The sequence below is a fragment of the Pseudomonas sp. CBZ-4 genome, from assembly GCF_000346755.1.
Classification (GTDB): domain Bacteria; phylum Pseudomonadota; class Gammaproteobacteria; order Pseudomonadales; family Pseudomonadaceae; genus Aquipseudomonas.
Genome location: NZ_ANNV01000133.1, coordinates 1 through 12,232, shown reverse-complemented (window position 1 = coordinate 12,232; position 12,232 = coordinate 1). Strand labels below are relative to the sequence as shown.

Annotated in this window: 7 protein-coding genes and 1 pseudogene; 3 read left to right on the top strand and 5 right to left on the bottom strand. The window is 64.0% G+C overall.

Translation table 11 applies throughout. The features are described 5' to 3' along the window. Positions 1-30: 30 nt before the first annotated feature. Positions 31-1,200, top strand: coding sequence for a p-hydroxyphenylacetate 3-hydroxylase oxygenase component (locus B348_RS0117900; RefSeq protein ID WP_017737446.1), 1,170 nt, complete (start codon positions 31-33; stop codon positions 1,198-1,200). 58 nt (positions 1,201-1,258) lie between these two features. After that, positions 1,259-1,741: pseudogene (locus tag B348_RS0117895) on the top strand (flavin reductase family protein); the annotation flags it as partial. Positions 1,742-1,981: 240 nt separating this feature from the next. Here B348_RS0117895 and B348_RS0117890 read toward each other — a convergent pair. From B348_RS0117890 to B348_RS0117870, 5 genes are all read right to left on the bottom strand, one after another. Further along, on the bottom strand, positions 1,982-3,595 hold the full coding sequence (locus tag B348_RS0117890; RefSeq protein WP_017737444.1) for an ABC transporter ATP-binding protein: 1,614 nt from the start codon (positions 3,593-3,595) through the stop codon (positions 1,982-1,984). After that, positions 3,592-4,491, bottom strand: coding sequence for an ABC transporter permease (locus B348_RS0117885; RefSeq protein ID WP_017737443.1), 900 nt, complete (start codon positions 4,489-4,491; stop codon positions 3,592-3,594). Before B348_RS0117885 ends, B348_RS0117890 begins: the two co-directional genes overlap by 4 nt. A 3-nt stretch (positions 4,492-4,494) precedes the next feature. After that, positions 4,495-5,445, bottom strand: coding sequence for an ABC transporter permease (locus B348_RS0117880; protein ID WP_017737442.1), 951 nt, complete (start codon positions 5,443-5,445; stop codon positions 4,495-4,497). Next, entirely contained in the window at positions 5,442-7,055 is a 1,614-nt protein-coding gene (locus B348_RS0117875) for an ABC transporter substrate-binding protein (RefSeq protein WP_017737441.1), read from the bottom strand. The genes B348_RS0117880 and B348_RS0117875 overlap by 4 nt, the downstream gene beginning before the upstream one ends. Before the next feature lie 62 nt (positions 7,056-7,117). Next, positions 7,118-9,538, bottom strand: a complete 2,421-nt coding sequence (locus tag B348_RS0117870) for a TonB-dependent siderophore receptor (protein WP_017737440.1) — start codon at positions 9,536-9,538, stop codon at positions 7,118-7,120. Between the two features lie 482 nt (positions 9,539-10,020). Here B348_RS0117870 and B348_RS0117865 point away from each other — a divergent pair, with 482 nt between their 5' ends. Continuing rightward, on the top strand, positions 10,021-12,078 hold the full coding sequence (locus B348_RS0117865) for a TonB-dependent receptor (RefSeq protein ID WP_026136865.1): 2,058 nt from the start codon (positions 10,021-10,023) through the stop codon (positions 12,076-12,078). Positions 12,079-12,232 lie beyond the last annotated feature (154 nt).

Here is a 12,232-nt window from a genome sequence, read left to right as displayed (position 1 = left end):
ACACCAAATCCAATAAAAACAGGTGTCCTGATGCAGCCTTCCAATTCCTTGCTTGAAGACCTCAAGCCTCTCCTGCCGACGATCGCCGCAAACGCCCCGCAAGCCGAGCGCGAGCGAAAAGTGCCAGCGCAGAACATCGCCTTGCTCAAAAGCATCGGCCTGCACCGCGCGTTCCAGCCCAAGGCCTACGGCGGCCTGGAAATGTCCCTCCCGGCGTTTTGCGACTGCATCGCACTGCTGGCGGGTGCGTGTGCCAGCACGGCCTGGGCGGTGAGTTTGCTGTGTACCCACAGCCACCAACTGGCAATGTTTCCCCGGCAACTGCAGGACGAGCTCTGGCTGGACCACCCCGATGCCACTGCCAGCAGCAGCATCGCGCCGTTCGGCAAGGTCGAAGAGGTCGAAGGTGGCGTGCGGTTCAGCGGGCAGATGGGCTGGAGCAGCGGCAGTGACCATGCCGAATGGGCCATCCTCGGCTGCCGCCGACAGAACAGCGAGGGCGGCCAGGACTACTGCTTCGCCGTGTTGCCCCGCAGCGACTATCAAATCCTCGACGACTGGTTCGCCCTCGGCATGCGCGGCAGCGGCACCAAGACGCTGAGCGTCGAGGGCGCGTTTGTGCCCAACCATCGCATCCAGAAAGCCAGGGACATGATGGAAGGCACATCCGCCGGTTTCGGCCTGTACCCCGACAGCCAGATTTACTTCACGCCCTATCGCCCGTATTTCGCCAGCGGTTTCTCAACGGTCAGCCTGGGTGTCGCCGAGCGCATGCTTGAGGCTTTCCGGGAGAAGACGCGTCATCGGGTGCGCGCCTATACCGGCGCCCAGGTTGGCGCGGCCACGCCGGCCCTGATGCGCCTGGCCGAATCGACCCATCAGGTGGCCGCAGCCCGCGCCTTCCTCGAAAAGACCTGGCAGGAACACGCCGAACATGGCGCGCGCCAGGTGTACCCGTCCAGGGAAACCCTGGCGTTCTGGCGCACCAACCAGGCGTATGCGGTCAAGATGTGTATCCAGGCGGTAGACCGCTTGTTTGAAGCCGCCGGTGGCGGGGCGTGGATGGAGAGCAATGAGTTGCAACGGTTGTGGCGCGACGCCCATATGACCGGGGCACATGCCTACACCGACTATGACGTCTGCGCGCAGATCCTCGGGCGTGAGCTGATGGGGCTTGAGCCTGACCCGACGATGGTCTGATCGGCCTGTCCACCACACCCATCATCGGCGCCGCGTGCGATGGCGCCAGGAGTCTTGCATGTCTACTGAATTTGATACACGCGCCTTTCGCCGTGCCCTGGGCAACTTTGCTACCGGCGTCACGGTGGTCACCGCCGCCACCGAGCGCGGCCAACAGGTCGGGGTGACGGCCAACAGTTTCAACTCGGTGTCCCTGGACCCGCCCCTGGTGCTGTGGAGCATCGACAAACGTTCCAGCAGCCATGCAGTGTTCGAGCAGGCGAGCCACTTTGCGGTGAACATTCTCGCGGCCCACCAGATCGCGCTGTCGAACAATTTCGCCCGCCCCCGCGAAGACCGCTTTGCGGGCATCGCCCATGAACGCGGTGAAGGCGGGGCGCCGGTGTTTGCCGACTGCGCCGCGCACTTTCACTGCGAGAAGTACCAGCAGGTGGACGGTGGGGATCACTGGATCATGATCGGTAAAGTCGTGCGCTTCGATGACTTTGGCCACGCGCCGTTGCTCTACCATCAGGAGGCGTATTCGATGGTGCTGCCCCATCCCCAGTCAGCGCAGTGATCAACGGATGAGCCACCTGCCGGGGAGTGGCGTGCCTGCCCAGCGTCCTCGAGCCGATAGGCGCGGTTAAAATCGTGGGAGCGGGCTTGCCCGCGATGACAGTGTGTCAGTCACCGGATGCATCAGCGGATACTCCGCTATCGCGGGCAAGCCCGCTCCCACGGGTTGATCGTTCCCACGCTCTGCGTGGGAATGCCGACTATGACGCTCTGCGTCATGCCCTCACGCCGCCGCTTGCCGCCCCGGAATCGCCGCAATCAGCTCGCGGGTGTACGCCGTCGCGGGGCGGTTGAAGATGTGTTCCACCGAGCCATGTTCGATCACGCGGCCTTGGCGCAACACCAGCACCTGGTGCGCGAAGTTGGCCACCACCGACAGGTCGTGCGACACCAGCACATAGGCAATGCCCATCTCCCGTTGCAGCTCTTCCAGCAGGTCGAGAATGTGCGCCTGCACCGACACATCCAGGGCGCTGACCGGTTCATCCAGCAGCAACAGGTCCGGTTTCAACGCCAGGGCGCGGGCGATGGCGACGCGTTGGCATTGCCCGCCGGAGAGTTCGCGGGGCAGGCGGTCCAGGTAGCTGATGGGCAGGTGCACGCGGCTGATCAGTTCGCGCGCGGCCTGTTCCAGGGCGGCGCCCTTGAGCAGGCCGAAGGATTCCAGCGGCTCGACGATACTCTCGAAGATCGTCAAGCGCGGGTCCAGCGCGGCGAACGGGTTCTGTTGCACCAGCTGGATACGCTGGCGCAGCGGGCGGAATTCGCGCCAGCTGAGGTCGGTGATGTCCCGCTGTTCGAAGTGCACGCGGCCGTGGCTGGGCTTCTCCAGGCCGAGGGCGATGCGCAGCGCCGTGCTCTTGCCCGAGCCGGACTCGCCGACAATCGCCAGGGTCTGCCCGGGGTACACCTCCAGGCTCAAGTCCTCCAGGGCCAGGAAGGTGCTGGCTTCGCCCTTGACCTTGGGCAGCGCGAAGGTCTTGCCCACGTGGTGCAGGCTGAGGATCGGCGCCTGCGTCGGGTCCAGGTTCAGCAAGGGCTCGCGGCGCCGGGCAAACGCCGGTGCGGCGGCGATCAGGGCGCGGGTGTAGTCGTGCTGCGGCGCGTCGAGGATCTGCCGGGGCGGGCCCTGTTCCACCAGTTCACCGTGCTGCATCACCAGGATGCGGTCGGCGCGGTCGGTGGCCACGCCGAGGTCGTGGGTGATGATCAGCAGCGAAATCCCGCGCTCACTGACCAGGCGTTGCAGGTGGTCGAGGATCTTGCGCTGCACGGTCACGTCGAGGGCGCTGGTGGGCTCGTCGGCGATGATCAGGCGCGGGTTGCCGGCCAGGGCGATGGCGATCAGCACGCGCTGGCGCATGCCGCCGGAGAGTTCATGGGGATACTGGCGGGCGCGCAACACCGGTTTGTCGATGCCCACCTGTTGCAGCAGCTCGACAATATCGGCATCCACGCCGGGGTAGCGTTTGCCGTGCGCCAGGATCAGCGCTTCAGCGATCTGCTGGCCCACGCGCAACGTCGGGTTGAGGCTGACCATCGGGTCCTGCGGCACCAGCCCGACGGTGCGGCCGCGCACGCCGCGCTTCTGGCGTTCGCTGGCGTGGGTCAGGTCATTGCCGGCGATCCACAGCGCGCCGCCGCTGATCTGCGCGTTGTCCGGCAGCAAGCCGAGGATCGCGTTGGCCAGGGTCGATTTGCCCGAGCCGGACTCGCCGACAATCGCCACGGTTTCACCCTCGGCAATCGCCAGCGACAGCTGTTTGACGGCGGCGGTGAGTTGCCCGCCGGAACGGTAGCTGACACTGAGTTGGCGCACATCCACTAAAGCGCTCATCGCTGGGTTTCCTCGAAGGTGCGGGCGATATGGTTGAGGCTGAACACCACGGCCACCAGGAACAGGCCGGGCAACAGGGACACCCACGGCGCGGTGATCAAAAAGTGCCGGCCGTTGGCGATCAACGTGCCCCATTCGGCGGCCGGGGGCACCGCGCCGAAACCGAGGAAGCTCAGCCCGGCGGTGGCAAGGATCGCCGCGCCGAAGTCCAGGGTCGCCAACACCGCCACCGGGCCCCAGGCATTCGGCAGGATATGGCGCAGCAAGGTGCGCCCCCAACTGGCGCCGCCCAGGCGCGCGGCCTCGACATAGGGCAGGGTCTTGACCCGCAGCACTTCGGCGCGGGTGGTACGGGCGAACCCCGGAATGATGCCGACGCCCACGGCAATGGCCACCGGCACCGTGCCAAAGCCGATAGCGGTGACAATCGCCAGGGCCAGCAGCACCCCGGGCAGGGCCAGCAGTACATCGACAACACGCATGATCAGCGAGTCGATCCGCCCACCGGCAAAGCCCGAGAGGATGCCCAACCCGAGCCCGCCCACCAGCGCAATGCCCACCGCCAGCGACGCCGCCAGCATCGACAGGCGCGCGCCGTAGACCACCCGGGTAAACAGGTCGCGGCCCAGTTCATCGGTGCCGAACCAGTGGGTGAAATTGGGCGCGCGCAGCTTGTCGGCGGGGGCGGTGGCGTAGGGGTCAAAGCCGGTCAGCAAGTGCGGCACCACCGCGCTGAGCAGTGCGAACAGCACCAGCAACAACGCCAGGCTGAAACCGGGTTTGCGCAACAACGGCAGCAACACCGCCGTGGCGCGTTGCAGGCGACTGCGGCGGCGCCACAGCGGTTGGCCGGCCGGTAGCGCTTTGCCGCGCAGGTTCTGCTCAAGGATGGTCATGGTCTAGGACACCTTTGGCGTGTGGGAGATACGCGGGTCGAGCCACGGGTACAGCAGGTCCACCAGCAGGTTGACCAGCACAAACGCCGCCGCCGACACCGCGACGATGGCCAGCACCACCGGGATGTCCTGGCGCAACACGGCTTCCTGGGCCAGGCGGCCGATGCCGGAGCGGGCGAAAATGGTTTCCACCAGCACCGCACCGGACACCGTGTTGCCCACCTGCAAGCCGATCAGCGTAAGGATCGGCAGCGCCGCATTCTTGAAGCCGTGGCGCGCCTGCACCTGGCCGCGGCTGAGGCCCTTGGCGTAGGCGGTGACGATATACGACTCTTTCCACACGCCCTGGAAACTGCGTTGCAGCACCTGGGCGTACACCGCCGCGCTGGGAATCGCCAGGGTCACCGCCGGCAATATCAGGCTTTCAAAGCCCTTGCTGCCGGTGGCCGGAAACCAGCCCAGGCCAAACGCAAACACCTGGATCAGCAACAGGCCCATCCAGAACACCGGCACCGAAAAGCCCAGCGACGGCAAGCGTGTCAGGGCCTTTTTCAACGGCTGCCAGCGGACGTAGGCGGTGAGGTAGGCCAGGCCAATGCCGCCGAGCAACGACAACACAATGGCCAGGCCGGCCAGGGACAGGGTTTGCGGCAGGCGCTCCACCAGCAAATCAGCCACCGGGCGGTTCATCGACAGCGACTGGCCGAAGTCACCGCGCAACGCGCCCCACAGCAGGTCGAAGTACTGCTCGAACACGCCCTTGTCCAAGCCGTAATAAGCGCGTGCCTTGGCCAGGTCTTCCACCGACAGCGCATCGGCCTCCATGCCCGAGGCGCTGAGCATCAGGGACAGGGTGTCGCCCGGCAGCAGATACAGGATGAAGTAGGTGATGCTGTAGGCGCCCCACAACACCAGCAGCGCCTGGCCGACACGGCCGATCAGGTAGCGGCTCATGGCGTGCCGATCTCGATATCACCCAGCAGGGCGAACCCTTCGGCGGTCCAGCGGAAGTTTTTCACCTTGGCCGAGGTCGCGGCCTGCCACACCCGCTCATACACCGGGAAGGCCGAGCTTTCATCAATCAGCAGGTCTTGCAGGGCGCCATAGGCCGCCGCGCGTTGCGGGCCCTGGGTGGCGGTGATGCCGGCATCGAACAAGCCCTTGGCTTTTTCCAGTGTGGCCGGCTCGTAGGTGTTGGTGGCCACGGTGGAGCTGTTGGCGGTGCGTGGGTCGAGGATGGTTTGCAGGATGATCGGGTCGGCGCGGGTCATGTAGTTGATCGTCAGGTCGTAGTTGCCGGCGGAGTTGTTGGCCACCCACTCGGCGCGGGTGACCACGCTGAGTTTCAACTCGATGCCGACCTTGCGCAGTTGGTCCTGGATCAACACGTCGCCGGCGGTTTCCGCCGGGCTGATGTTGTAGCTCAGGCTCAGGCGCTTGCCGTTTTTCTGCCGGTAACCGTCGGCGCCCTTGGCCCAGCCGGCGCCATCCAGCAGCTGTTCGGCGCCCGCCGGGTCGTAGCCGAGCTTGGCCGCCTGGCTCTTGGCGAAGGGCGTGGTCACGTCGAAGATGCCTTGCACCACCGGGAACTCGGCGTTGTACACGGTGCTGGCGTAGCTCGTGCGGTCGATGGACTTCTGCACGGCCAGGCGCACTTGGCGGTCGGCGAGGATGCGTTCGCCACGGGTGTTGGGGTACAGGTTCAACGCCGGGCCCGGCAGCGAGCGGCTCTGGATGGTTGCGCCCTTGGACTGGAACAGCTTGAGGTCCACTTCGGAGAACGGGTTGCGCGGCCACAGGATGTCGGCCTTGCCTTGCAGGAACAGGCCGTTGCGCACGCTTTCTTCGGGGATGTAGCTGACGTCGATCGCATCCAGATGGGCTTCGCCCTGGTTTTTCATATTGGCCGAGGCCCAGGCATAGCCTTTGCGTTTGGTCAGGTGCGCGCCGACTTCCGGGGTGTAGCTCGCCAACACGAACGGCCCGGTGCCGATGATCTTGCCCAGGGAGCGTTCCTTGACCGTCAGCGCATAGGAGGCGGGCGCGAGGATCGCCAGGTTGGTGGTGGAGGTGGCCTGCAAGAAACCCGCGTTGGGCCGCGACAGCACCAGCTTGACGGTGAAGTCATCGACCACTTCGGCATGGTCGTAACCCGCCAGGTAGGTCGCGCCAAACGTGGCCGGCAGCTCGGTGGCCAGGGCCTTGTCGCTGTCGAACGCAGTCTTCACCGCCTTGGCATCGAAGCGTTCGCCGTTGCTGAAGGTCACGTTGTCGCGCAGGTGAAAGGTGTAGGTCAGCGCGTCGTCACTGACCTCCCAGCTTTTGGCCAGCCACGGGATGATCTTGCCGGTTTCCGGGTCCTGGTCGGTGAGGGACTCGGCGACATTGCGCAGCAGCACCCGGTGTTCCAGCCAATAGACCTGGAACGGGTCGACGCTGACCAGAATAGTGTTGTCGCCAAAGAACGCGATATTCAGGGTTTTGTTGGCCTGGGCCTGCTCACCCGCAGGCGAGCAACCGGCCAGGGCCAGCGCCAGGGCGCACGGGGCCAGCAAGCGGCTCATCAAGTTGGAGGTAGTCAATGGGTAGCCCTCATGTGGCGGTTCGGGTGCATGCACGGTGTGGATCAGAAGTCGTAGGCCAGCTTGGTGTACCAGTAGCCGCCGCCCGGGTAGAACGGCGGGTTGCCGTAGGCCGCCAGGCCCAGGTTGCTGTACACCGCGTGCTTGTCGGGGCGCACGTCGAAGATGTTGGTGCCGCCGATGCTCACGGTGAGGTGGTCGACGAAGGTGTAGCTCACGTCGAGGTCGGTGATCCATTTGGCGCCGAAGCTGCGGTCGCCGCTGGGGTTGACCGCGAGGGTCTTGACCGCGCCGTAGCGCGCGGTTTGCAGGTTCACCGCGAGGTCGTCGATCTTCCAGTTGGCGCCGAGGATCCATTTGGTCTTGGGCGAGGCGTCGGTAAGGTCGCCGGCGCGGTCGCGGCCCACCAGGGTCACGCCGGTGTTGGCCAGCGCGGCCGGGGTGTCGCGGCTGTCCTGGATGGTGGTCTTGTTCCAGTTGAAGCCCAGGCTCCAGCGCACCTCGCCATAGGCATCCAGCGGCGTGGTGTGGTCGGCGACCACGTCCAGGCCCTTGGTGCGGGTGTCGAAGGCGTTGGTGTAGTAGTTGACCCAGGTGCCGGACGGCACGCCTTGGGCGGTGAGGATCGCGTTGATCGCGCCGTTGCCGCGGTCGTAGATATTGCTGGTGAGGGCGATGCGGTCGTCGATGTCGATCAGGTAGGCGTCGGCGGTGATGCTGGTGCGCGGCGCCGGTTGCCAGGTCAGGCCGAGGCCGAGGTTGCGCGATTTTTCCGGCTTGAGGTCATCGCCACCGAGGGCCTTGGCCAGGTTGCTGCCGGATGGGGTCAGGCGGGTCACGGCGGGCACCACGTTGCCGTCGGCATCCAGGGCTACGCGGTTGTCGGCGACGGTGTAGCCGATCTGCGTCAGGGACGGCGCACGGAAGCCAGTGCCGACGGTGCCGCGCACGGCCACGCTGTCGGTCAGCTCATAGCGTGAATTGACCTTGAGGCCGAAGGTGTTGCCCGAGTCGTCGTCGTAATGTTCGACGCGACCGGCCACGTCGAGGAACCATTTATCGGTCAGGTCAAAACCCAGGTCCAGGTAACCGGCGACGTTGTTGCGGATCAGGCTGACTTCATCTTCCGGGCGGATCGTCACCGCCGCCTGCGCGCCCGACGCGGCGGGGTAGGTGCCGGTGATATAGGCCTCGCGGTCACCGGCGAAGGTGCTGAAGTGCTCCCAGCGATGTTCCAGGCCGGCCGACACCTGCACCGGCGTGGTCAGGTTGAACAGGCTGTCGTAGCGGCGGGTGAAGTCGAGGTTGTTGACCCACTGTTCAAAACGAAAGGTCGCCAGGTTGTCGAACTTGGTCGGCGACGCGGTGCCCAGGGACGGGTTGATATTCAGGTCGCTGGAGTGGTGCACGTTGTTGCGCCCGTAGGTGGTGCTCAGGTCCCAGTTCCACTCGGCCAACTCGCCCTTGCCGCCAAACAGCAACTGGTAGTCGCGGTCCTTGATGTTGTTCAGCGGGAAGTAACCGTCGGGGAACACCTCGGGCACGGCGGCGGTGCCGGTGGGCAGGCGGAAATAGTTGGCGGCTTCGGCATCGCGTTCGCCGTAGGTGGAGAACGAGTACAGCGTGAGGTTTTCCAGGGGCAGTTCGGCGTTGTAGGCGAGGTTGAAGGCCTTGAGGTCGGGGTCGCCGTTCTTGATCGCCACGCGGTCCCAGGCCGCTTCCTTGGCCGGGTCGTTGAAGGCCTTGACGCTGCGGTCGGCCTTGTCGTTCCACGACGCATTGCCGCGTTTGCGCGCGTCGGCGGAGAGGTGGAAAAAACCGCCCTGGCCCAGCTCGAAGCCTTGGTCGCCGGCGACCTTGATCGTCTCGCCTTCGCCTGAAAACAGCTGGCCGTAGCTGGTTTCCAGGTGGCCACCGCTCTTGGTGTTTTTCAGGATGATATTGATCCCGCCCGCCACCGCATCCGAGCCGTACTGCGCAGCCGCGCTGTCCTTGAGCACTTCGATATGGTCCACGGCGCTGACCGGGATCAGGTCGATGTCCACCGCATTCGCGCCGCTGTTGTCGATGGAACCGCGCTGGCCGGTGGCGCCGTTGTGACGGCGTTTGCCGTTGACCAGCACCAGGGTGTACGCCGGGCCCAGGCTGCGGTTGCTCAAGGGCCGCGTCACCGAGTTGTAGCCGGCGATATTGGTGCCGAAGTTGAACGACGGCAGCAACTTGGCAATCGCCTCGGACAACTCCGCGCGGCCGGTCTTGAGCAACTGGTCGCTGTTGATCACGTCAATCGGCGCCGGGCTGTCGGCCACGGTGCGTTCCTGGCCGCGCAGGCCGGTGGAGATCACGGTCACGGTGTCGAGCTTGGCGTCATCGGCAAACGACGGTGCGGCCGCCAAGAGCAGGGAACTGGTCAGCAAGGACAGGTGGAACTTCTTCAGCGGTAGGGCGCAGGTGATATCGGGCATGTCAGCAATAGTCCATTGATTCTGGTACTGGCCCGTGGCGTGGGTACAGCGTCGAAAGCGAGGTAGGGGAAACGATTAAGGTGGGGTTGAACTGAATTTATTACTATAAAAAACCTGAGTGAAATTCTTTTTTCGAATAAGCTAATTATTAAATATTGTTATTTAGATAATTTATAAAATTATTAATTTTCATGACCTGCACTGATGATCGTTCCCGCGCTCCGCGTGGGAATGCATCCCGTGACGATCCGCGTCACACAAGCGGACGCAGAGCGTCCGAAGCGGCATTCCCACGCAGAGCGTGGGAACGATCAGGTGGTGTGTGTTGAGCCGGATACATTTGACCGGTTACGCCGCGAATGAGATGGATTATCAATTCTGTTTATTTCGGCGTTTTTATCCCTTAAACTCCGCGCCGCTGGCGTTTGGCTACCTGTGCGCCCGCAGAAAAACAATAACTATCTGGCGTAGGGGTGCAGGGCGTGAATGTCAAAAAAACTACAATCGCGATGGCCGTAGGGTCCATGGCGTGCCTGGCGAACGGCGCCTGGGCGGCTGAGAGCAACAGCCTGGAAATCGCGCCGATCACCGTCAGCGGCGAAAAAATCAACCGCACCCTGGAACAGACCCAGTCCAGCGTGGTGGTGGTGACCGAACAGCAACTACGCGACAAGGCCGACCACAGCCTGGTCGACGTCTTCGCCCGTACGCCCGGTGTGTACAGCCAGGCCGGCAATGAAAACTGGGGGATTCGCGGCGTGCCGGTGTCCGGTTTCGACGACCAGGGCCCGGCGACCCTCAATGGCGCGGTGTCGGTGTATGTCGATGGCGCCGTCCAGCCCAACCGTACCCTCACGCTGACGCCGACCGGCTTGTGGGATGTGGAGCAGGTCGAAGTGTTCCTCGGCCCGCAGTCCACCACCCAGGGCCGCAACTCCCTGGCCGGCGCCGTGGTGATCCAGACCCGCAACCCGACGTTCCAGCCGACGTTCTCGGCGCAGACCAACGTGGGCAACTACGGCGAAAAAGGCGCGGCCGTGGCCGGTGGCGGGTCCATTGTCGACGACAAGATCGCCGGGCGTATCGCCCTGGACTATCAGGACGGCGACGGCTACATCGACAACATCGCCCTGGGCAAGGACGCCAACCCCCATCGCACCAGCAATGCGCGCGGCAAATTGCTGATCGTGCCCACCGACGACCTCGATGTGCTGCTGACTTACGCCCACAACGAGCACCGCCAGGGCGACAACTCGGTGATGCGCAACAAGGACAAGGTGCGTTACTACAAGATTTCGTCCGACACCCAGGCCTACGACAACCTGATCCAGGACACCGTCAGCGCCAAGCTCGACTACCGCCTCGACGAGCACTGGTCGCTGACCAGCCTCACCGCCAACACCGCCTCCGACTACAACAACCGCCTGGACTTCGACCAGAACGCCGTCGACAACGAAGTGATCCGCCGGCGCCAGGATGGCAACCTGTTCAGTCAGGAACTGCGCCTCAACTACAGCTCGGACACGGTGAAGAGTTTTGTCGGCGCCTACTACGGCCACAACACCAACAACTTCCATGATCAGCTGTTGTTCGATGGCGACCTGGCAGCCACCGTCAAAGGCGCCACCACCATTGAAAACAAGGCGCTGTTTGGCGAAGTCGACTGGACCTTCGCCCCGCGCTGGACCCTGGTCACCGGCCTGCGCTACGACCGCGAGAGCAACGACACCAATATCAAGCAGGACGACTTGTCCGACGCAGGCAAGGTCAACAAATCCTTCGCGGCCTTGTTGCCCAAAGTGGGCATCAACTACGAACTCGCCGCCGGCCAGTACCTCGGTTTCATGGTGCAGAAGGGCTATCGCGGCGGCGGCGTCAACGTGCGTTCCGGCAGTGGCCACGAGGCCTATGACCCGGAATACACCACCAACTATGAGCTGTCGTATCGCGGTTCTTTCTTCGACGACACGCTGCGCGCCCGCGCCAACCTCTACTACACCGACTGGAAAGACCAACAGGTCAGCGTGCGTCAGGCCAACACCAATATCATCAACGTGTACAACGCCGGTCGCAGCGACATCAAGGGCCTGGAAGTGTTCGTCGAAAAAGACCTCAGCGAACAGCTGACCCTGACCCTCGGCGGCGCGATCACCGACAGCCAGTACAAGGACTTCGTCACCGACCGTGGCCAGGACCGCAGTGGCGAAGCCTTCCTGTATGCGCCGAAGTACAAGGCGTCGGTGGGCGCCCTCTACCGCGTCAACGAACGCCTGACGTTGAACACCGACGTCACCTACCAGAGCAGTGCACCATCGGCGTATGAATTCAACGCGGCCGGCAAGGTCACGGGCGAGCGTCGCAGCGACAACTATGTGCTGGCCAACTTCAACGGCGAGTACAAGGTCACCCAGAATGTGGCGGTGTCGGGGTTTGTGAAAAATGCCTTCGACAAGCAGTACGTTACCAACAACCGCGACGACGAAATCATCGACGCTGGAGCGCCGCGTACCTTTGGTATGGCGGTGCGGTACGACATGTAAGCCGAACCCTTGTATTCCCCGGTTTCAATGTGGAACCGGGCTTATGTGGGAGCTGGCTTGCCTGCGATAGCGGTCGGTCAGTTACAGGTGTGTTGTCTGATCCGCCGCCATCGCAGGCAAGCCAGCTCCCACAGTTGATCGGCGTTGTTCGGCA